Origin of the sequence: Rhodoplanes roseus (assembly GCF_003258865.1) — a bacterium.
Lineage (GTDB): Bacteria > Pseudomonadota > Alphaproteobacteria > Rhizobiales > Xanthobacteraceae > Rhodoplanes > Rhodoplanes roseus.
Window position 1 is genome coordinate 1 of sequence record NZ_NPEX01000087.1, and the last position, 21,926, is coordinate 21,926.

Sequence of the window (21,926 nt, forward strand, 5' to 3'; positions counted from 1 at the left end):
GTGCTCTTCCGATCTCCTGCCGGTGACGGCGGGCGCCGGCGGTGCCGGTGGCAACGGAGCCGCCGTGACGGTCACCAACAATGCGGCGATCGGCACCACCGGATTCGGGGCGCACGGCATCGTCGCCCAGAGCATCGGCGGCGGCGGCGGCCTGGTCGGCGGCGGCAGCTTCGCGACGACTCCGGGCTCCGGATCGTTCGCCGGCAGCGTCGGCGGCGCCGGAACCGCCGGGACGGTGCGGGTGACCAACAATGCCGACGTGATCACGACCGGTCTCGACTCGACCGCGATCTTCGCCCAGTCGATCCGGGCCGGCGGCCTCGGCCAGGACATCACGATCGAGCACACGGCCGGCACCCTGGCGGGCGGCGGCGGCAACGGCCACGCGGTGTGGTTCAGCGGTGGCGCCGCCAACCTGCTCACCAATGCCGGCATCGTGACGACCGTGCTGGGCATCGACGGCATGACCCTGAAGGGCGAGGCCGGCGGCGAGCGCATCGTCAACACCGGCCTGACGATCGGCTCGGTCGATCTCGCCGGCGGCGCCAACGCCTTCGAGAACAAGGCCGCCGGCATCTTCAACGCCGGCACCACCGTGTATCTGGGCGCCGGCAACACGCTCACCAACGAGGGTCTGTTCTCGCCCGGCGCCTATCTGCGGGTGCTGACCACCAACATCACGGGCAACGAGGTCCAGACCGCGTCCGGCATCTACGGGCTCGACCTCAGCTTCCTCGATCACACGGCGGACCGTACCAACCTGACCGGCAGCGCCGACCTTTCGGGCGTCGTCGACCTCAACATCATGCGCCCGGGGCTCGCCAAGCCGGGCACCCGCGAGGTGACGATCGTGTCGGCCGCGCTCGGCACCGGCACGACGCGCGACACGCTCGGCCTCGACGCCGTGCCGACCGCGGTCGCCCAGTACGGCCTGGTCTACCCGGACCTCAACACCATCCTGCTGAGCTACACGATCGACTTCTCGCCCGGCGGGCTGACCGTCAACCAGCATTCGGTCGGCAACGCCGTCAACGCCATCCAGACCGCCGGCGTGTCGCCGGGCTTCGAGCCGATCGCGGCCGCGCTGTTCTACCAGCCGACCGTGGCGGGGCTGGGCAAGGTCTACGACTCGCTGTCGGGCGAAGGCACCAGCGGCGTCCAGCAGGCGACCTTCACGGCGGACGACCGCTTCATCGGCGCGGTGTGGAATCAGATCGACCTGTGGCGCTCGACGACGTCGCCGGGCGGCGGCGTGCTCGCCGCCTACGACCTGCCCGCGCACAACGCCTATGCGAGCACCGGCGCGACCGACTTTCCTCGTGCGCTCGCGCCGTCGACCTGGACGCCGGTTTGGCGGAGCTGGGCGACGGGGTCGGCCCACACCGCGTCGGTCGATGCGCAGAATCCGCCGGGTGCGGGGCGTCTCTCCTATGACGGCGTCTCGGCGGCGGCCGGCATCGATCGCCAGCTGTCGCCGGATGCGATCGTCGGCATTGCCATCGGTACCAGCGAGCAGCGCTTCCAGGTGCCGGACCGGGCCACGTCCGGCTCGGTGACGGGCCTGCAGATCGGCGCCTACCAGGCGTCGCGCTGGGGCGCGTACTACACCAACGCCATGCTGGCCGGCGGCTTCTACAACAACAAGACCACCCGCACCGCGCTCGTGCCGGGGACCAACGAGCCGATCGTTCCGGTGCCGACCATCCTGGAGATGCTGGGCGGCGACTTCAGCAGCCAGTCGATCAGCGGGCGCTTCGAGGTCGGACGAAAATTCCGCTACGACGTCTTCGATGTCTCGCCCTTTGTCGCGCTGCAGTTGACCGCCTGAGCCTCGGGGCCTACCGCGAGACCAACGCGGGCGTCGGTGGCACCCAGCTCGGGCTGAGCTTCGCCGATCGGGACATCTGGTCGCTGCCCTCCTTCGTCGGTGTGCAGGTCGACACGCGGCTCACCTTCGCGCCGCTGGAGACGACCGCTTGGGTGCGGACGGCCTGGCGGCACGAGTTCGCCGATCGTCGGTCGATCGACGCGTCGTTCCAGGTGGCGCCCGGCTTCGGCTTCGTGATCGACGGCGTGCGGGCCGCGGCCGACGCCGTCACGGTCAGCGCCGGCACCAAGGTGAAGGTCAACTCCTGGGGCGCGTTCTACCTCGCTTTCGACGGCGAGTTCTCCGACCGTTCCAGCCTCTATTCCGGCTCGGTGGGGTTCAAGGGCACATGGTAGGCGCGGATCGGGAGGCAAAGGGACTTCGCCGTCGCGTCTGGCGAGCGGCCGTGACCATCGCGGCCGCCCTGTTCGGGGCCGGTGCGCCGCTGCTCGGCGGTGCGTCGGCTCAAACGCCCGACAACGCTGCCGCCTGGCGGGTCGAGTGCACGGGCGACGGCAAGGTGCTGGACTGCCGCGCCGTCCAGCAATTGTTCAATCGCGAGACCCGCCAGCTCGTGCTGTCGATCCTGGTGCGCCAGCCGCGCGACGCCAAGGCGGCTGTCATGATGATCCAGGTCCCGTTGGGGATCAGCCTCACCGACCCGATGCAGATCAAGGTCGATGCCGGTCAGCCCGAGCGCCAGGCCGTGCAGACCTGCACGGCGGCGGGATGCTTCGTCGGTCTCTCCGTTCCGGACCGCCTGCTGGCCGCGATGCGGACCGGGACCGAGCTGAAGCTCTCGTTCGTCGACGGCAGCAAGAAGGCGATCGACCTGACGGTTCCGCTCCTCGGCTTCGGCCTCGCCTTCGACAAGGTGAAGTAAGGGCGGCCGGCGATGTCGCGGCGCTCCCGACCACGTCCTCCCGCCCCGTCGGCAATCGATGGGACGACGACATCGCCGTCGCGGTCCTTCCCGAAGTGACGGTCCTCGGCGCCCGACGTTGCGGCCGTGGCCTTCGAGGGCTGCGCTTCGCGCAGCCACCTGGCCAGCGTGTCGGCGCCGATCACGCCGCGGGGCCGGTCGTTTCCAGCCCAAGTCTCCCCGCCGTTCGACACGCCATCATCGCCTACACGCTGCAAGCGGTTCGCCGGTGCTCTCGTTGCAGAAGACGAATCGCCTCCGCGGTGCCGAATAGAACCAAAGTGCCCAAGGAGTGCTGGACGAACTCGATGCCGCCGCGATACGGCGCCGATCAGCCGGCGGCGAGGCGGCGGCCGAGCCGTAGCCCCCAGGCGTAGATGGTCAGCGACGGATTGACCCGGCTGGTGCGCGGCAACACGCTGCCGTCGCCGACATAGAGCCCGCGCATGCCGTGCACGCGGCCGTCGGGATCGACCACGCTCGACTCGGGATCGGCGCCGGTCACCAGCGTTCCGACCGCGTGCGAGGTGCCGGCGAGCCCGGTCCAGCGGCTGGTGCCGGCGAAGCCGGCGTGCCGCAACGCGCGCTCGAAGTCGTGGATGCAGGCCGCGTGCTCGTCGCGCGACGGGGCGATGCGGTCGAGCTCGTAGTCGAGGACCGGCCGGTGGCCGCGATTGGACACCACGCGGTTGTCGGGACTCGATCCGTCCTCCGTGGTGACGAAGAAGCCGAGCGCCCGCGCCCCGATCATGTCGCTGAAGAACTCCGGCGTCGCCGCCGGGAGTTGGGTCGCGAGCAGCTGGCCGTCCAGCCAGCCGAGGCACTGCACGGTCGTGTGCGGGTGTCTTTCGTTAAAGAAGATCGCCGTCTTGCGCAGGACGTCGTAGTCGCGGAACGGCGAGAAGACGATCACGGCGCTGTTGATGTGCATGCGGAAGTTGCGGCCGACCGATGCGGCGCAGGGAAGTGTCCGGTCGAGGCCGGTGACGGCGAAATAGTCCTGCAGCAGGCGCGGAGACGACATGGCACCGCAGGCGAGCACGACGGTGTCGGCGAAGAAGTAGCTGCCGTCGGCGCAGACCACGCCTTCGACCACGTCGGGCCGGTCGCTCGCATGCAGGAAGCCCGTCACCTCCTTGTCGAGGACGAGGCGGAAGTTCGCCTCGTTCTCGATCGGCAGGACGAAGCACAGCTCGGAGTCGCCCTTGTAGCCGGCGACGGAGGCGTAGCCGTCGAAGTGCTTGGCCTCCTGCGGATCGTTCACGATCTCCGGCTTCAGCCCCAGCGGCAGCGGCTCCGGACGCCAGGCCGGATCGTCCTCGACGATCTTGTCGATCACCGACTGCAGCTCCGGCTCGTTGGCGAACCGATTGACGTGCAGCATGCGCTCGGCCTCGTCGTAGTAGGGCTCGAGCGTGTCGAGCCCGAACGGCCAGCCGAGGCACTGGAAGGCGGGGTCGGGCTCGAACTCGTGCGCCGAGAAGCGCAGGAGCGCGGCGCCGTACCACTTCGTCTTGCCGCCGAGATTGTAGTGCTCGGCGCTCGGCACGAACGGCTTGCCGTGGCCGTCCTGCCATTCCGTCTTGTTGGAGAACCGGCCCTCGCGGAACACCACCATGGTCGAGAGGGTCATCCCGTCGCGCGGCAGCCGACCGCCCTTCTCGAGCATCAGCACGCGCTTGCCGGCCTTGACCAGCGCGTAGGCAGCGGCGCCGCCACCCGCCCCGCTGCCGACCACGATGACGTCGTAGCGATCCTGCATCTCGTGATCTCCTCTGGCAGCCCGGCTCGACCGGAATGGATGCGGCGCGTCCGGTCCCCCGGTTCAGCCGCCGATGGCGAAGCCAGGGTAACAGGTCATGCCGCCGTCGACATAGAGCGTGATGTCACCGGTAGCCCCGCTGCAGCTTGCCGCGGAAGATCCAGTACACGGCGATCGTGTAGGCGAAGATCACCGGCAGGATGACGACCGTGCCCCAGAACAGGAAGTCGAGCGAGGGCTCGGGCGCCGCCGTGTCGGTGATCGTCAGCGCGTAGGGGATCATGTAGGGCCAGAACAGGACCGCGAGGGTGAGAAAGGCCATCAGGAAGAACAGTGCCGCCATGGCGAACGGCATGCCGTCGCGCCGCCGGCGAGCACCGAGCACGATGCCGAGCACCGCGACGACGCCGACGAGCGGGAGCACGAGCCCCCAGCTCCGCCCCGCGAGGTGGCTGGCGACGCGCTCGGCGACGACGAGCGTCGCCCCGGTGGCGACCGCCAGCACGACCACCATGGCGCCGGCCAGCCACGGGATCAGCCGATAGGCCCGCTCGCGCAATCCGTCCTCGCTCTTGAGGACCAGCCACGACGCGCCCAGCAAGGCATAGCCGATCACGAGCCCGATGCCGCACAGCACCGGGAACGGCGCCAGCCAGGCGAAGGCGCCGCCGGAATACTGGCCATTCACCACCGGGATGCCCTGGATCATCGCGCCGACCGCGGCACCCTGCACGAAGGCCACCGCCGTGGAGCCGAGCCAGAACCCGCGGTCCCACAGCGGTCGCAGCCGATCGCTGCGACCGCGGAACTCGAACGCGACGCCGCGGAAGATCAGGCCGACCAGGAGGAGCACGACGGGCAGGTAGAACGCCGACAGGAACACGGCGTAGACGGCCGGGAAGGCCGCGAACAGCACGGTGCCGACGACGATCAGCCACGTCTCGTTGCCGTCCCAGAACGGTGCGATCGCAGCGATCATCTGGTCCCGCTCGTGCTCGTCGCGGGTGGTGCCGAAGAGGATCCCGACGCCGAGATCGGCGCCGTCGAGGATCACGTAGATCAGGACCGAGACGGCGACGACGCCGACGAAGAACAGGACGAGGGGCGAGGCTTCCATGGCGGTCACTCGCGGGCCTTCACGTCGCCGCCGGTGGTGCTCGCCGCCGAGCCGGCGAACGCCATCGGGCGGCTGCCCGCGGTGACGCGCGGGACCGGATCGCCGGGCGTCGGCCCGTCGCGCAGTAGCCGATAGATGTAGTGCGCCCCGAAACCGAAGACGATCAGGTAGACGGTCACGTAAACGGCGAACGACATCAGCACGGTCTCGGTCGTCAGCGACGGCGTCACCCCGTCGCGGGTGCGCAGCAGGCCGTAGACGATCCAGGGCTGGCGGCCGACCTCGGCCGTGTACCAGCCGGCGATCACGGCGACGAAGCCGGTGGGGAACGACAGGAAGGCTGCCCAGAGGAACCAGCGCGCCGTCTCCAGGGTGCCACGCCAGCGCAGCACCAGGCCGAGCCAGGACACCGCCAGCATGGCGAGCCCCATGCCGACCATGATGCGGAACCCGAAGAACGGGACGAGCACCGGCGGCCGGTCCTGCGCCGGGATGCTGTCGAGGCCGATCTCGCGCGAATCCCAGGTGCCCGAGGCGATGAAGCTGCCGAGGCGCGGCACCTCCAGCGCGAACAGGTTACGTCCGGCGCTTTCGTCGGGAATCCCGATGATCACCTCGGAGGCCGGCTGCTGCGTTTTCCAGCGGGCCTCGATGGCGGCGAACTTCGCCGGCTGATAGGTGTGCACCACGTCGCCGGTGAAGTGCCCGACCGCGATCTGCACCGGGATCAGGACCGCGGCGAGCGCCAGGCCCCAGCTCAGCATGACGCGCGCCTCGGCGCGATGCATGCCGCGTAGCGTGTACCAGGCGCCGGTCGCGACCACGGTCATGGCGGTGGTGAGGAACGCCCCGAGCAGCATGTGCGGCCAGCGCCAGCGCACCACCGGGCCTGTGGTGATGGTCCACCAGTCGGCCGGGATCACCTTTCCGTCGACGATGGTGTGGCCGAGCGGAACCTGCATCCAGCTGTTGTTGCACATGATCCAGAACGACGATGCCATCGTCCCGAGAGCCACCATGCAGCAGGCGAACAGATACAGGGCCGGCGGCACCCGGGCGCGGCCGAGCAGCACGACGCCGAGGAAGCTCGCCTCCAGGAGGAACGCCGTGAACGACTCGTAGGCGAGCAGCGGGCCCTGAATCGGCCCCGTCCTCTCGGCCATCGCGCTCCAGTTCGTCCCGAACTGGAAGGCCATGACGATGCCGGAGACGACGCCCATGCCGAACGACACGGCGAAGACCCGCAGCCAGAAGTCGAACACCCGTCGATAGACGGGCTTCCCGGTCGCGAGCGCCATCCCCTCGAGCGTCGCGAGCCAGGCCGCGAGCCCGATCGTGTAGGACGGGAAGATGATGTGGAACGTGACGACGAAGGCGAACTGGATGCGCGACAGAAATACCGGGTCGAAGTCCAATCCGATCTCCTTTCGCGCCGTGTCGTCTCGCGCGGTGTCGTCACGATGTCTCGGCCGCGTCGATCAGCCCGGCTGGATGCCGACCTGATCCTTCGGGAAGCGGGCCAGGACGGCCGGATCGATGTTGAGATGCTGCGCGACCAGCTCCGGCGGCGTGTGGGTCAGCCAGTTCGACAGGTCGACCTCCTGATACTCGGGCGCCTTGAAGATGATCAGCACCTGGAGATCCTCGGTTCCTGTGTTCTGGATGTAGTGCCCCTGGTTCTTCGGCACCACGCCGACGTCACCCGGCTGGAAGTCGAAGGTGCGCGCCCGCGGGCCGGCGTCGAACACGGTCATCCGGCCCTTGCCCTTGATCCAGTACTGCCACTCGTCCGCGTTGGGATGCCAGTGCATGCGCCGCAACGCCCCCGGCTTGAAGGTCTCCAGCGCCGCCGTGATGGTCTTCGACGCCTTGAAGGTGCGGCTGTCGGCGAGATAGATCGTGCCGCCCGCGTTCTGCTTCACCGGCTTGGTCCCGGTGAGAGAGAAGGTGAAGGGCTCCGGCGGCGTCCCGCCCGACGCCACCGACGCCTGTGCGGCGGCGAGCGGCCTGGCCTCCTTGCCCTGGAAGATCCACAGATCGTGCAGCGGGATGTTCTTGAACGTGTCGGCCGGCACGCCGAAGTTCTGGGCCAGGATCTCGGGCGGCGTGTGGGCGATCCAGTCGGTCAGCAGCAAGGTGCTGAACTCGGACTGTTGGGCGTCGTCGAAGACGAGGAGGAATTCGCACCCCTCCGCGCCGATGCCCTGCAGGGCGTGCGGACAGCCGGCGGGGAAGAACCACAGGTCGCCCACCCCCACGTCCTGGACATACGCGCGGCCCTCCTGGTCGAGCAGCGTGACCCGGCAGCGGCCGCTGGTGACGATGCCCCACTCGTTGGCGAGGTGCCAGTGCAGCTCGCGGATGCCGCCCGGTCCGAGCCGCATGTCGACGCCGGACACGTCCTTGGAGGCGGGAAACTCGGTGATCGTGACCTGGCGGCCCCAGCCACCCGCCTGGATGCGCTTGGGCATGATGTTGAAGGACGACCACAGCATCGGCATGGTGCCGACGTCGGTGGGCGGCGGGCTCTGGAAGGACGGCAGCTGCGCGGCGAGCGTCGGGTTCTGCGGACCCGGTGTGGATGTCGCCGCCGGGGTCGAGTTGATCGCGCCTTGCGCGGGCTCGTCGGGATTACCGAACGACGCGGCTCCCGCATCGCTGGACGCAAGGACAGCACCGCCGACCGCACTCATGGCCAACACCGTCCGGCGCGACAGATCATCCATTGTTCCTCCACTGTGAACTGAGTCGTGTGGCTCGCCCGTCTCGTCGTGATCGCAGATCCGGGGCCGGAAGACGGTCCGGCCACCTCGAATTCGGGTATCGCGTTCGGAGTCGGTGCCGCGCTCGGCGACGGACTCCGCCCGTGTCGGGAGAACGGCGCCTCGGCGCCTGCTGTGGTGCGAAGCATCGGGATTGCGGCTCGCGGCACCCGACCATGTCGGACAGGGGTAGTAAAGTAACGGATTCGCGAGCCCCGGGGCGGATTTACGCACTGTCTCCGACGCCTCTGTCCGGGGACCGACGCGATCGTCTCGGAGCACCCGCTCGCCAGCGTAACGCCTGCCCGTGACAGCCCCACGACTGCGGCCCTCCTCGCGCGGGCGGGGCGGCGGGGCGGCATCGAGCGGGCGCGCCTGCCGCTCATGCGCCGAGCAGCCAGATGAACAGGCCCACCGTCGGCAACGACAGGATGGTGCTCCAGAAGATGGTCGAGGCGATCTCGCGCTCCGCCGCCCTGAACTGCACGGCGAGGATCACGCAGACGACGGCGCTCGGGATGGCGAGGGCGATCACGGCCTCCTTCACCTGAGCGTCCGAGATCACCCCCAGGGGCATGACCGCGGCCCAGACGACCGCCGGAACCAGGACATTGCGGGACAGCGTCGACACGGCGATCGGCAGGTTGAACATCACACGCTGGCTGTACAGCGTGATCCCGGACGAGAACAGTGCGACGCCGGCGGTGGCGGCGCCCAAGAGGTCGAACGACTTCATCAGCGGCGACGGAAGCGGAATGTCGAGCAGCACCATGACGAAGCCGAGGAGCGGCCCCCACACCATCGGCTCCTTCAGCGCGGCGGCGATCTGGGCCGGGAGGCCGAGCGGCGGCCCGCTCGCATCGCCGCGCTGCGCCGCCCCGGCGGTCAGCAGCATCACGGTGACCGGGATGTGAAACACCACCAGGACCAGGGAGCTGACCGCCACCGAGATCGAGGCGACGGACGGGCCGAATAGATAGCCGAGAACCGGCAGCCCGACGAACCCGACATTCGGGCACCCGATGGCGAGCGCCTGCAGCGCCGCGCTCATCAGGTCGCGACCGACCGCATAGCGCGCGATCAGGAAGGGGATCACGTAGCTGGCGAGCAGCGCGACGACGAGCACCACGGTCAACGCCGTATGCCCGACCAGCTGGGATCGCGGCGTCGACACGATGCCGGTGAACAGCACCAGCGGCAGCGCGTAGATCATCACCATGCGGTTGAGGACGCGCGCGCCGTTCGCGTCGAAGTCCTGGTGCCACGCCGCCACCATGCCGAGCACCAGCGTGACGACGATCGGCAGCATGGCGTTGAGGATGGTCGAGATCATCGCCGAATCGCACTCCCGCTCCCGGCTCCGTCCTCTGCGACCAGGACGACCACATGGCCGTCCGGGTCGCGAATGGCGGCGGCTCTCCGGCCGGTTCTCCAGGTCACCACGCCCGGAGACACGAACGGCACGTCGTGCCGCTCCAAGCGCCGCACCAATGCGTCGAGGTCGTCGACGGCGTGAACCTGGCGGACGGACGCCACGTCGCCCGACCGCACCCGGGCGGTCGGGACCCGGCCGGGCGGAGACCGGTAATGCAGCAGCTCCACATGGGGCGTGGGCTCCGCCGCGGGTTCGAGCGTCACCACGTCCACGTCGCAGCCGGTCAAACCGTCGAGGCGATCCTGCTCCGGGCCGCGGTTCAGCGAGCGGCCGCCGAGCCTGAAGCCGAGCCGCTCGGTATAGAAAGCGATGCTGCGATCGACATCCGTGACGCAGATCGCCGTGTGGTCGAAGCCGAGGATGCCGGAGTCCCTCGTCCGGTGCCAGACCGGTGCGCCGACGCCCTCCGGAAACGCGATCAGCTCGAGTGGGTGCCCCTCCGGGTCGCGGAACTTGAAGGCCGTCACGCTGCCGGTGCCGGGGGGCAGGAGCACGGGCGCCCCCGTCGTGATCGTCCCGGGCGATCCCCCTTGGAGCCGCCGCCACACCTTGGCGATGTCGCCGCACACCAGGGCGATGTGCTGGAACCAGGGATCGTTCGACGCGCGCTCCGCCGGATAGGAGGCGCCCGGCGGGTCGAAGGCGACGAGCTCGACGATCTGCCGGCCGATCGCGACCTCGGCGGAGCGCGCCGTGGTCCCCGGCGCGAGCCCGAGCAGGCTCGCCCAGGCCGGGTCGGCAACCGCCTGCTCGGGCCCGACCACGAGCCCGAGTCGATCCCGATAGAACGCCGCGATCGCCGGATCCGCGGCCGTGATGCTGATTCCGACGAGCCGAGTGACGGTCATGGCGTCACGCGACGGCGCACGCGCGGGCACAGGCGCGACACCCGAACGCGAAGCCGGCCGGCTCGAGCGGCCGTCGTGGCCGGGGCGCGGCGCGATGGGCCGCGGGGCGCCGGGAGCGGGAGGCCTGCCATCATGTGCGCTTCGCCGGAGGTCACGGTCGCGTCAGATCGGCGTCGAGAGACGCGCGAACACGCGGCCCACGTCCAGGATGAAGCCGCTCGTGTACATCACCAGGATCAGCCCGCCGACCAGGCCGAAATTCTTGAAGAAGTCCCAGATGTGGGGGTAGCCCTCGCTCTGCGGCGACCAGAAGCGCGGATAGGTCCAGAAGGCGTGATAGACGAGGCCGGTGACGGCGCAGTAGCCGGCGAGCACGAAGGCGGCGATCCCGTCGTAGATCCCGAGCACGATCATGGGCGGCGTCACCAGCTCGCAGATCATCGCGAGCACCAGGAGAACCGGCCCGCCGGGCAGGACGCCCGATCGCGCCTGCTTCAATGCGCTGTTCCAGTTGATGACCTTGTCGAGGAAGCTGAACGGGAAGATCCAGACGATGAAGACTCGCGCCAACAGGGGCAGACCGTCGCTGATCAGCCAGTTCATTGCAGATTCCCTCTCCCGAACGGGACGCCCTCATCAACCTGTGAATTGGTGTATGTTCCCCGAACCGGGTATCAAAGTCACGCTGCGATATTCGGCAGCGCGACGGCAGCACCAGAGACCGCGACGTTGACCTCGACGTTCGACTTGCCCGCTTCGACGTGCACGCTGGAGAGCCGCGATCCGGCCGGCCACGGTCGGCCGCGCCGCTGCCGGTCACGCGGCGCCGTCCGGGCCGCCGGCCTTTCGCCTCGGCCGAGCCGGTGAACGGCTGAAGGCCATGGAGCAGTCCTCCGATCAGGGCGATGGCGCCCCCTTCACGGTCCACCGGGACGATTTCCGCGCTGTGCTGGGGTCGCACTTCCAGAGACGGGTGCTGATCGAGACGAACGCCCACGAGGGGCCCGTCTATGTCGCGGCCGAGCACGCGCTGTACTTCACCACGGTGCCCGAGCCGGGGCCCGCGAACATCGCCATCATGCGCCTACGGCTGAGCGGTGACGCGTTTCCGTTCAGGGCTGAGGCCCTCGAGGTCGTCCAGTATCCCTCGAACATGGCCAACGGCATGACGCTCGACCGCGACGGCGCGCTGGTGATCTGCGAGCAGGGCACGCGGGAGGCCGGGGCGCGCATCAGCCGCATGGATCTCGGCACGCGGACAGTCGAGACCCTGGTCGATCGCTGGCGCGGGCTGCGCTTCAACTCACCCAACGACGTGGTGGTGAAGAGCGACCGGACCGTGTGGTTCACGGATCCGAACTACGGTGAGGTGCAGCGCTTCAAGGGGCCGCCGGAGATCGGCGCCTATGTCTATCGACACGATCCCGCCACGGGCGAGACCGCGGTGGTCGCCGACGGCTTCGACAAGCCGAACGGAATTGCGTTCTCGCCGGACGAAACAGTGATCTATATTACCGATTCGGGAGTCATCCAGGCGCCCGGCACCTACTTCGTCGGCCGCCCCCATCATGTCCGCGCCTTCGACGTCCACGACGGGCGGCATTTGCGCAACGAGCGCCTGTTCGCGGTCGTCAGTCCGGGCTGGCCGGACGGGATCAAGCTCGACGTGCAGGGCCGGGTCTACACCTCGTCGACGACGGGCGTGCAGGTGTTCACGCCGGACGGTGACCTGATCGGCGAGATCGCGAGCCCCGGCGTCGCCAACTTCACCTTCGGCGGCCCCGACCACGACGTTCTGTTCACCTGCTGCGACAAGCGGATCTGGCAGTTCAAGCTCGGCGTCGCCGGCGTCCGCCGGTGGTGACGCACGATCTCGGACGCCCGTCACGCCGACTCGCAGCCGACGCAATCCGAAGAGTTGGGAAGCAGCATGGACCAGTTCCAATCGCGGGGGCGATTGATCGCCGGTGTCTCCTTCGACATTCCCGGCATGGGCTACAAGGACCCGCGAACCGGTGCGATCGAGGGGTTCGAGCCCGATCTCGCCCGGGCGATCGCCACCGACATCTTCGGCGCGCCCGACCGTGTGGACTTCCATCAGGTGCACGACGCGGGCCGCATCCAGGCCCTGCAGGACGGCGTCGTGGACATGGTGATCTCTCAGCTGACGATCACACCGGACCGTGCGGAGCAGGTGCTGTTCTCCGTTCCGTACTGCGTCACCGGAGAGGCGATCCTGGTCCCCGCGGACAGCACGATCGAGCGATTCGAGGATCTGAAGGGAAAGCGGATCGCCGTGACGGCCGGGTCGGTGTCGATCCGCCGGATGCAGGCGGCGCTCCCTTCGCTCCCGGGCGCGACCCTGGTCGTCACCCCGTTGAGTGCCGGGAATCTCGAAGCCGTCGCGAAAGGCGAGGCGGATGCGGCCTCGAACGACATGATCAATCTGACCTTCATGCAGCGACGGGCGGAGCATCCCGAGCGCTACAGGATCATCGATATCGGCGGCATGTTCGACCCGAAGCCCTTCGGCGTCGCCGTCGAGAAGAGTCGGCACGCGCTCGTCGCGCGTTTGAACCAGGCGATCGAGAGATTGAAGGCGAATCACGACGTCGACACGCTGCTGGACGACGCGCTGGCCGGCGCGGGTCGCCGGAGTGCCCCGCCGGCCTGACCGCCCGCCGTCGAAAGCGAGAGTGAACGCGCCCCACGAGTTGACCGTCGCCTCGCGGCCGGCTGACCGTGACGGCGTCGGCCGCGGCCCGCCCCCGCGGCACGATGCGCTTGCGCTGCGGGAACGCCACCGCCAAGCGCGGACGTGGCCGTTGCGCCGACGCCGGGCTCCGAGACAGACGTGGCGCTCGAGATCGGCCGGGACCTGCGGGAGCTGCCCCTCAGCCTTTCGGCTCGATGGCGGCGCGGGTGAGGCGTTCCAGGAAATCCAGCAGCGCATCGGCGGCCAGGACGGCGGCGGCGGCGTCGCCGTCCGCGATGGCGATCAGGATGGCGGAGTGCAGCTCGGCGGCCTCGCGGAACGCGTCGGTGTCCTCGACATAGGAGTACCAGAACCGCCGTGACAGCCCGTTGATGGCCGCCAGCATGGTCTCCATCACGCCGTTGCGGGTCGCCGCCGCCTTGATGCCGTGGACGGCGCGGTTGGCGGCGAGATAGCGGATCGTGTCGCGGTGACGGGCCGCGTCCTTCATCTCGGCGGCGAGGCGGCGCATCTCGGTCCGCTCGGCTCCGGTGGCCCGCGCCGCGGCGAGCGACGCCACCCGGGTATCGAGCGCGCGCCGCACCTCCAGGAGCTCGAGCTGCCGGCGCACGTCGATCGGCGACACCAGCACGCCCCGCCGCGGATGGATCTCGACGAAGCCCTCCAGGCGCAGTCGCTGCAGCGCCTCGCGGATCGGTGTGCGGCCGCAGCCGAGCTCGTCGGCGAGCTGGTTCTCCGAGATCATCGAGCCGGGCGGCAGCTCGCGCCGCACGATCATGTCCTCGATCCGGCGATACGCCGTCTCGGCGATGGTGTCGGTGCTGCCGTGGTGCGCCATGCGGTGCGGTCGCCTCTCGTCTCAGGCCGACACCATAGAGGTTGACGGCCTTATCGACAACTGATATGTCAGTTGCCGACAAGAAGGCTGCACCCCCGAGGAAGCTGCCGCATGGAAACGCGTCCGACCGACTGCAGGGAGCACGAAGCGCTCGCCACCGACGTCCTGGTGGTCGGCGGCGGTACGGCCGGCGTGGCGGCCGCGGTGACGGCGGCCCGGCAGGGCCTCGCCGTGACGCTGGTCGAGCGATACGGCTTCTGCGGCGGCGGCGCGGTGGCGGGGCTGTCCGGCACAGTGTGCGGCCTCTACGCGGCGACCGATCGCGCCGGTGCGGCGCCCGAGCAGGTGGTGCACGGCTTCGCCGAGGAGTTCGTGCAAAAGCTCGACGCGGCCGGCGGCCTCACCGCGCCGGTCAAGTACGGCAAGACCTTCACGCGCGTGCACGATCCGCTGAGATGGCGCGAGACGGCCGACGCGCTGCTGCGCGACGCCGGCGTGCAGGTGATCTTCCACGCTGTGGCGATCGACGTGCTCACCGACGGCGAGGCGATCGACGGTGTCGTGCTGTGGACCAAGCAGGGCCGCGTGACGGTGCGGGCCGCCGTCACCATCGACGCCTCGGGTGACGCCGATCTGGTCGCCATGGCCGGGCTGCCGAGCTTCGTCGGCGACAACGGGCGGGTGCAGAACCCGACCATGATCTTCCGCCTGCTCGGGGTCGACACGGTGGCGTTCCAGGCCGCCTATGGCCACGACACCATCATGCCGCCGGAGGTCGCCGAGACGATCGAGGCGGCGCGGGCCACCGGCCGCTACGACCTGCCGCGCAGCAAGATCTGGCTGTTCACCACGCCGCGGCCGGGCGAGCTCCTGTGCAACTGCACCCGCGTGGTGGGGCGCGACGGCCGCGAGCTCAATCCGCTGTTCTGGCGCGACTTCACCGAGGCCGAGCAGGAGGGCAGGCGGCAGGTGCGCGACTACGCGCGCTTCTTCCGCGATCACCTGGCCGGCTGCGACAGCGCTTTCGTCGACGACACCGGCGTGCAGGTCGGCGTGCGGCAGACCCGGCAGATGCAGGGCGTCGCGCGGCTCGCCAACGCCGATGTCGTCGCGGGGACCAAGACGGCGGACGGGATCGCCCGTTCGCCCTGGCCGATCGAGCTGCATGCCGGCGAGAAGCCGAAGGTCGCCTGGCTGCTCGACGACTATTACGAGGTGCCCTACGGCTGCTTCGTCCCGGTGCGGGGCGAGAAGCTGCTCGCCGCCGGGCGCTGCCTGTCGGCCGAGCACGAGGCGGTCGCCTCGGCCCGCGTCACCGCGCAGTGCTTCGCCTATGGTCATGCCATCGGCCACGCCGCCGCGATCACGGTGAAAGACAAGATCGCGCCGCGACACATCGCCGGCCGGGATCTCCGGCTCGTGCTGAACCGCGACGGCGCCGGTCTCGACGGGAGGCCGTCGTGATCACGTCGGCTCGCGACGGCGCCGTGCTGCGCCTGACCCTCGATCGTCCGGAGCGCCGCAACGCGCTCGGCACCGACGGCATCCAGGCGCTCGACCGCGCGCTCGCCACCGCGGACCGCGACGACGCGGTCCGCGCGATCGTGCTCACCGGGGCGCCGCCCGCCTTCTGCGCCGGCAGCGACCTGAAGGAGCTCGGCGGCCTCTCGATTCCCGACATGTGCGCGCACGAAGCCGTCACGGCCGCCGTCGCGCGACAAATCGCGCTGCTGTCCAAGCCCGTGGTGGCGGCCGTGGAGGGCTACGCGCTCGGCGGCGGGTTCATCCTCGCGGTGTCGTGCGACGTCGTCGTCACGGCGGCGGACGCCAAATGGCGGCTACCCGAGGTGGCGAACGGCTGGTTGCCGCCCTGGGGGCTGACGGCGCTGCTCGCCCGCGTCGGCGCGGTGCGGGCCCGCATGCTGGTGTGGGGCGTCGAGGCGATCGACGGCACCGAGGCGCACCGGCTGGGCGTCGCCGACCTGCTGACCCCGCCGGGCGGCGCACTCGACCGCGCGGCTGCTTACGCGGCGGCGCTCGCGGCGCTTCCGGCCGAGTCGGTGACCAGCACCAAGCGCTTCTTCGAGCCGTTCGCCGCATCCGATGCCGAGCGGCTCGATGCGGCCGCATCCAGGGCGTTCGCCCACGACTGCCGGGGGCCGGCCGCCGCCGCGACCCTGGCGCGCTTCACGGTGAGAGCATGAGCAAGATCGTCGACGCGGCCGCGGCCGTCGCGAGCATTCCGGACCGGGCGACGGTGGCGTCGGTCGGCGTCATCGGCTGGATCACGCCGGACGCCGTGCTGGCCGCGCTCGGCGATCGCTTCCGCGCCACCGGCGCGCCGCGGGATTTGACCTTCTATTTCCCGTGCGGCACCGGCGATGCGCAGGGCATCAAGGGCATGGACCACGTCGCCCAGGACGGCCTGATGAAGCGCATCGTCTCCGGGTCCTACATCAACCCGGTCGATCCGGTGACGGGCAAGCGGCCGGAGCTGATGCGGCTGGTGCGCGAGAACAAGGTCGAGGCCTATTCGTGGCCGCTCGGCGCCTCGATGCAGTGGCTGCGCGAGGTGGCGCGCAAGAGCCCCGGCTATCTCACCCGGGTCGGGCTCGGCACCTATGTGGATCCGCTGCACGGCGGCGGCCGCTTCACGGCGCGCGCCGAGCAGGATCTGATCCGCCGCGTCGCCATCGACGGCGAGGACTATCTGTTCTACCCGACCTGGCCGATCGACGTCGCCATCGTGCGCGCCTCCTCGGCCGACGCCGACGGCAACCTGTCGTGGGAGGACGAGGCGCTGGTGTCGTCCAGCATGGCGCTGGTGCTGGCCGCGAAGGCCTCGGGCGGCCGGGTGATCGCGCAGGTGCGCCGCATCGTCGAGCGCGAGGCTCGCGCCGCCACCGCGGTGCGCATCCCGGGCGTGTTCGTCGACGCCGTGGTGGTCGCTCCCGAGATGATGATGACGACGCGCACGCCGTTCGAGCCGGCCTATCTGTCGGACCCCCGCATGCCGCTCGACCGGCTGCCGCGGCCCGTGATGGGGCCGGACAAGGTGATCGCCCGCCGGGCCGCCCGCGAGGTGCGCCGCCGCGAGCTCTCCATCTTCGGCTTCGGCGCCGCCGCCGACATTCCGCTGGTGATGGCGGAGCAGGGGCTGTTCGAGAATGGCGGCCTCGCCGACTGGTGGTTCACGACCGAGCACGGATCCTATGGCGGCGTCGTGATGTCGGACTGGCAGTTCTCCGCCAACGTCAATCCCGACGCCATCATGGACGGTGTCAGCCAGTTCGACGTGATCGACGGCGGCCTGTGCCGGTTCGCGGCGCTCGCCTTCGCGCAGTTCGACGCCGCGGGCATCGTCAACGTGTCGCGCTTCGGGGCCGCCAATCCGGGCGCCGGCGGCTTCATCGACATCGCCGAGAACGCCGAGCGGCTGGTGTTCACCGGCACGTTCACGACCGGCGGCTTCGATTGCGCCTGCGAGAGCGGCCGCCTGCGCATCGTGCGCGACGGCAAGATCTCGAAGTTCGTCGAGACCGCCGAGAGCATCACGTACCGGGTGCGGGACGGCGTGCGGGATCGCGGCCAGACCGCGCTGGTGGTCACCGAGCGGGCCGTGTTCGAGGTGACGCCCGACGGCCTGGTGCTGACCGAGATCGCGCCCGGCGTCGACGTGCGGGCTCACGTCCTCGACCGCATGGATTATGCTCCGCTCGCCGTCGCGGATCCGCTTCCTGTCATGGATCCGGCCCTGTTCGAGGCGTCGCCCGCCACGCTGGCGCTCGCCGGCTGAGGAACCGATCATGCCGCTCCACTGGTCCGAGCTTCCGCCTGCTCTTCTCACGTCGCTGCGTGCCGGCACGGTGCTGCCGGCCCACCCGCTCGCGCTCGACCACGAGCGCAGGCTCGATCCGGTGCGCCAGCGTGCCGTGACGCGATACTATCTGGATGCCGGGGCCGGCGGCCTCGCGGTCGGCGTGCATACGACGCAGTTCGCGATCCGCACCGTCGGGCTCTACGAGCCGGTGCTGCGGCTCGCCGCCGAGACGGTGGCCGACTGGGCCGACGGGCCGCGGCTGCTGGTCGCCGGCGTCACCGGGCGGACCGAGCAGGCGGTGCGCGAGGCCGAGACCGCGCGCGCGCTCGGCTATCACGCGGCGCTTCTGAATGTCGCGACCTTTCGCGGCGCCGCCGAGGCCGAGATCCTCGACCACTGCCGGCGGGTCGCGCGCGAGATTCCGCTGATCGGCTTCGCGCTGCTGCCCGGCGTCGGCGGCATGCATCTGAGCTACGGCTTCTGGCGCGCCTTCGCCGACATCGAGAACGTGATCGCCGTCAAGATGGCGCCGTTCGACCGCTATCGCACGGTCGAGATCGTCCGCGCCGTGGTCGATGCCGGCGCGGCCGGCCGCGTCACCCTCTACACCGGCAACGACGACCATGTGGTGCTCGATCTGCTGGCGCCGTTCGCCGTGCGCTCGGCCGACGGGCGGCACGAGACGCGCGTGCGCATCAAGGGCGGATTGCTCGGGCACTGGAGCGTGTGGACCCGCAGGGCCGTGGAGATGCTGGCCCGCATCCACGCGGTGCCGGACGGCGCCGCCGTGCCGGCCGACCTCCTGGCGCTCGATTCGATGGTCACCGACTGCAACGGCGCCATCTACGACGCCGCCCACGATCTCGCCGGCTGCATTCCGGGCTGTCTCGCGGTGCTGCAGCGCCAGGGGCTTTTGCGCGGCACCTGGTGCCTCGATCCGGCCGAGACGCTGAGCGAGGGGCAGGCCGACGAGATCGCGCGCGTCTACGCGCAGTATCCGGACATGAACGACGACGCCTTCGTGCGGGCCAATCTCGACCGCTGGCTGTCGAACCAGGGCAAGACCATTCCGCTCGCAGCGTGAGCGGATCAAAGGGGTGGAGCGTGTGATGCTCAAGGGCAAGTCCAGCGACGTGCTGTCGGGACCGGAGATGTTTCCGGATGTCTTCCGCGACGTCGATCATCTCGAAGACTTCATGTCGATGCCGACCCTCGCGGTCGTCGAGGATCTGGCGAACCTCGAGGGCGACGTCGCGGTGCTCGGCGTCGCCGGCAAGGTCGGGGTCTGCCTCGCCCGCATGATCAAGCGGGCCGCGCCCGAGAAGCGCGTGATCGGCGTCTCGCGCTTCTCCGAGGCGGGACTCGAGGCGCATCTGCAGTCCTGGGGCGTCGAGACGATCCGTTGCGACCTGCTCGACGAGGCCGCCGTGAACGCGCTGCCCAAGGTCGCCAACGTCATCTACATGGCCGGCATGAAGTTCGACTACAAGGGCCGCGAAGATCTCTTGTGGGCGATGAACACCATCGCGCCCGGGATCGTGGCGAAAGCCTTCGCCGGCAGCCGCATCGTCGCCTTCTCGACCATCCACGTCTATCCGTGGTCGAACCCGCTGCATGGCGGCACCGGCGAGACGACGCCGCCTTTCGCGCGCCCCGGCGAATACGCCAACTCGGTGGTCGGGCGGGAGCGGACGTTCCAGTATTATTCGCGCCGCTTCGGCACGCCGGGCCGCATCGCCCGCCTCGTCTACGCCATCGACATGCGCTACGGCGTCCTGCAGGAGATCGCCTCCTGGGTGATGTCGCGCACGCCGATCCCGCTCGACACCGGCCACGCCAACATCATCTGGCAGGGCGACGCGACGGCCCAGATCATCCGCCTGCTGCGCCACTGCGAGGTGCCGTCTTCGCCGATCAACATCGGCGGTCCCGAGACGGTCAGCGTGCGGCGGCTCGCGCTCGAGTTCGGCGAGCTGCTCGGCATCGAGCCGGTGTTCACCGGCAGCGAGCAGACCGACTGCCTGCTGGTGAACTGCGAGGCCGCCGCCGACCTGCTCGGCAATCCGGTCGTTCCGGTGCGCACCCAGGTGCGCTGGGTCGCCGACTGGGTGAAGAGCGGCAAGCCCCTCTACGACAAGCCGAGCAAGTTCCAGGTCCGCTCCGGGGTCTTCTGATCCCGTCGTATCGAGCGCGCGCCCGCGCGATCGATCACCCCCGTGACATCACGCGACCGCCGGCCCCGCCGGCGGCTCCGAACGGCGCCGGCCCCCGGCGCCGAACGAGGAAACACGTCCGCGAGTCGGCCGTCGGCGGGGACGTGACAGCGGCGCATCGCGCCCGAACGGCGGTCGCGGAGGACGTCATGTCGTCGGATGTGTTGCCCAGTCGAACGTTCGCGCCGTCCGTGGCGCAGAGCAGCAGCGCCACGGCTGCCGAGATCGCGAGCCGCATCGAGCGGCTGCCGATCTGCTCGTGGCACGTCAAGGTGCGCCTGGTCATCGGCGTCGCCACCTTCTTCGACGCCTTCGACGCGCTGACCATCGCCCAGGTTCTGCCCGTGCTGGCACCGATGTGGAAGCTGTCGGGTGCGCAGATCGGCTTTCTCATCTCGGTCGGCTATCTGGGTCAGCTCCTCGGCGCGCTGTTCTTCGGCTGGCTGGCCGAGCGGATCGGCCGGGTGCGGGCGATCGCCCTGTGCATCGCCACCTTCGGCAGCATGAGCATCGCCTGCGCGCTCGCCTGGGACTACGAATCGCTCTTGGTCTTCCGCACCATCCAGGGCTTCGGGCTGGGCGGCGAGGTGCCGATCGCGGCCGTCTATATCAGCGAGATCACCCGGGCCAAGGGGCGTGGCCGCTTCGTGCTGCTCTACGAGCTGATCTTCTCGGTCGGCGTGGTCGCGGCCGGCGTGCTGGGCTACTGGCTGGTGCCGACGCTCGGCTGGCAGGCCATGTTCCTGCTCGGCGCGAGCCCGCTGGTGCTGATCTGGTTCCTGCTGCGCCACGTGCCCGAATCGCCGCGCTGGCTCGCCAGCCACGGGCGCCTCGCCGAGGCGGACGCGACGCTCGCCGGGATCGAGGAGGCGACCCGCACCGCGACCGGCCAGCCGCTGCCGCCGGCCGTGGTGACGGAGAGCAAGGCGCCGCAGAAGCCGTCGTGGCGCGATCTGTTCGGTCCGCTCTATCTGCGCCGCACCATCGTGGTGTGGTTCATCTGGTTCGGCAGCTACATCGTCTATTACGGCATCGGCACCTGGCTGCCGACGCTCTACCGCACCGTATTCCACCTGCCGCTCGAGCAGTCGCTGCGCTACGGCCTGATAAGCAACGCGATCGGCTTCGTCGGCGCGACCCTGTGCGCGCTGACGATCGACCATGTCGGCCGCCGCGCCTGGTTCGCGCTGGCGCTCGCCGGCTCGGCCGTGTTCCTCGGCATCCTCTGGCTCAACGGTGCCACCACTCCGCAGGACGTGCTGATCTACGGCAGCGGCGCCTACTTCTTCGCGACGTCGGCGGCGATCGGCGTCTATCTCTACACGCCGGAGCTCTATCCGACCCGCGTGCGGGCGATCGGCGTCAGCACCGCAACCGCCTGGCTGCGGCTCGCTTCGATGGCGGGGCCGACCATCGTCGGAACCATGATCGCCTACGGCCTCGGCTCGGTGTTCCTCACCTTCGGCCTCGTCGCGCTGCTCGCCGCCGTCGTGGTCGGCACCTTCGCGATCGAGACCAAGGGCCGGATCCTGGAAGAGGTGTCGCCGTAGTCGCCGAGAGCCCCAACGTCGCGCTGCGGCGAGGGGCTCCGGTCACAGCGCGAGGCGGCCGCGGAAGCGGCGCTTC

17 protein-coding genes and 1 pseudogene are annotated in these 21,926 nt (G+C 69.8%); 10 read left to right on the forward strand and 8 right to left on the reverse strand.

Annotated features, from left to right (window positions below; translation table 11 throughout):
- The first annotated feature begins 805 nt into the window (after window positions 1-805).
- Both CH341_RS35885 and CH341_RS14200 read left to right on the forward strand, forming a co-directional pair.
- Window positions 806-2,223, forward strand: a pseudogene (locus CH341_RS35885) (autotransporter outer membrane beta-barrel domain-containing protein).
- Between the two features lie 50 nt (window positions 2,224-2,273).
- Complete coding sequence (locus CH341_RS14200; RefSeq protein WP_170149628.1) at window positions 2,274-2,750, forward strand: invasion associated locus B family protein; 477 nt, start codon at window positions 2,274-2,276, stop codon at window positions 2,748-2,750.
- 370 nt (window positions 2,751-3,120) lie between these two features.
- On the opposite strand, the gene CH341_RS14205 is transcribed toward CH341_RS14200, so the two are convergent.
- The 7 genes from CH341_RS14205 to CH341_RS14235 all read right to left on the reverse strand — a co-directional run bounded on the left by CH341_RS14205 (window position 3,121) and on the right by CH341_RS14235 (window position 11,316).
- Window positions 3,121-4,551, reverse strand: coding sequence for an FAD-dependent oxidoreductase (locus CH341_RS14205; protein ID WP_111419671.1), 1,431 nt, complete (start codon window positions 4,549-4,551; stop codon window positions 3,121-3,123).
- Window positions 4,552-4,675: 124 nt separating this feature from the next.
- Window positions 4,676-5,668 (reverse strand): cytochrome d ubiquinol oxidase subunit II, encoded by a 993-nt coding sequence (gene cydB / locus CH341_RS14210; RefSeq protein WP_111419672.1) that lies wholly within the window; start codon window positions 5,666-5,668, stop codon window positions 4,676-4,678.
- Window positions 5,669-5,673: 5 nt separating this feature from the next.
- The gene (locus CH341_RS14215) at window positions 5,674-7,083 is read right to left on the reverse strand and encodes a cytochrome ubiquinol oxidase subunit I (protein ID WP_111419673.1); all 1,410 of its coding nucleotides are present in this window, start codon (window positions 7,081-7,083) and stop codon (window positions 5,674-5,676) included.
- A gap of 63 nt (window positions 7,084-7,146) precedes the next feature.
- On the reverse strand, window positions 7,147-8,394 hold the full coding sequence (locus CH341_RS14220; protein ID WP_111419674.1) for a cupin domain-containing protein: 1,248 nt from the start codon (window positions 8,392-8,394) through the stop codon (window positions 7,147-7,149).
- A 418-nt stretch (window positions 8,395-8,812) separates the two neighbouring features.
- Window positions 8,813-9,763: an AEC family transporter gene (locus CH341_RS14225; RefSeq protein ID WP_111419675.1), complete on the reverse strand. Its 951-nt coding sequence runs from the start codon at window positions 9,761-9,763 to the stop codon at window positions 8,813-8,815.
- Entirely contained in the window at window positions 9,760-10,713 is a 954-nt protein-coding gene (locus tag CH341_RS14230) for a VOC family protein (protein ID WP_111419676.1), read from the reverse strand. Before CH341_RS14230 ends, CH341_RS14225 begins: the two co-directional genes overlap by 4 nt.
- 162 nt (window positions 10,714-10,875) lie before the next feature.
- The gene (locus CH341_RS14235; RefSeq protein WP_111419677.1) at window positions 10,876-11,316 is read right to left on the reverse strand and encodes a DoxX family protein; all 441 of its coding nucleotides are present in this window, start codon (window positions 11,314-11,316) and stop codon (window positions 10,876-10,878) included.
- Between the two features lie 277 nt (window positions 11,317-11,593).
- Between CH341_RS14235 and CH341_RS14240 the strand changes: the two genes are divergently transcribed.
- The gene (locus CH341_RS14240; protein ID WP_111419678.1) at window positions 11,594-12,577 is read left to right on the forward strand and encodes an SMP-30/gluconolactonase/LRE family protein; all 984 of its coding nucleotides are present in this window, start codon (window positions 11,594-11,596) and stop codon (window positions 12,575-12,577) included.
- A gap of 66 nt (window positions 12,578-12,643) precedes the next feature.
- Window positions 12,644-13,387: a transporter substrate-binding domain-containing protein gene (locus CH341_RS14245; protein WP_111419679.1), complete on the forward strand. Its 744-nt coding sequence runs from the start codon at window positions 12,644-12,646 to the stop codon at window positions 13,385-13,387.
- Window positions 13,388-13,607: 220 nt separating this feature from the next.
- Here the strand turns inward: CH341_RS14245 and CH341_RS14250 are convergent, their stop codons facing one another.
- A complete protein-coding gene (locus CH341_RS14250) occupies window positions 13,608-14,267 on the reverse strand; it encodes a GntR family transcriptional regulator (protein WP_111419680.1) in 660 nt (219 codons plus the stop codon).
- Window positions 14,268-14,378: 111 nt separating this feature from the next.
- Here CH341_RS14250 and CH341_RS14255 point away from each other — a divergent pair, with 111 nt between their 5' ends.
- The 6 genes from CH341_RS14255 (at window position 14,379) to CH341_RS14280 (ending at window position 21,850) form a co-directional block, all read left to right on the forward strand.
- Window positions 14,379-15,731 carry an FAD-dependent oxidoreductase gene (locus CH341_RS14255; RefSeq protein WP_111419681.1) on the forward strand — a complete coding sequence of 451 codons (1,353 nt, stop codon included), beginning with the start codon at window positions 14,379-14,381 and terminating at the stop codon, window positions 15,729-15,731.
- Complete coding sequence (locus tag CH341_RS14260; protein ID WP_111419682.1) at window positions 15,728-16,471, forward strand: enoyl-CoA hydratase/isomerase family protein; 744 nt, start codon at window positions 15,728-15,730, stop codon at window positions 16,469-16,471. Before CH341_RS14255 ends, CH341_RS14260 begins: the two co-directional genes overlap by 4 nt.
- A complete protein-coding gene (locus tag CH341_RS14265; RefSeq protein WP_111419683.1) occupies window positions 16,468-18,063 on the forward strand; it encodes a malonate decarboxylase subunit alpha in 1,596 nt (531 codons plus the stop codon). The genes CH341_RS14260 and CH341_RS14265 overlap by 4 nt, the downstream gene beginning before the upstream one ends.
- Before the next feature lie 10 nt (window positions 18,064-18,073).
- Window positions 18,074-19,171, forward strand: a complete 1,098-nt coding sequence (locus CH341_RS14270) for a dihydrodipicolinate synthase family protein (protein WP_111419684.1) — start codon at window positions 18,074-18,076, stop codon at window positions 19,169-19,171.
- 25 nt (window positions 19,172-19,196) lie between these two features.
- Entirely contained in the window at window positions 19,197-20,261 is a 1,065-nt protein-coding gene (locus CH341_RS14275; RefSeq protein WP_245431052.1) for an NAD-dependent epimerase/dehydratase family protein, read from the forward strand.
- 188 nt (window positions 20,262-20,449) lie between these two features.
- Window positions 20,450-21,850: an MFS transporter gene (locus CH341_RS14280; RefSeq protein WP_111419685.1), complete on the forward strand. Its 1,401-nt coding sequence runs from the start codon at window positions 20,450-20,452 to the stop codon at window positions 21,848-21,850.
- Window positions 21,851-21,926: the final 76 nt, after the last annotated feature.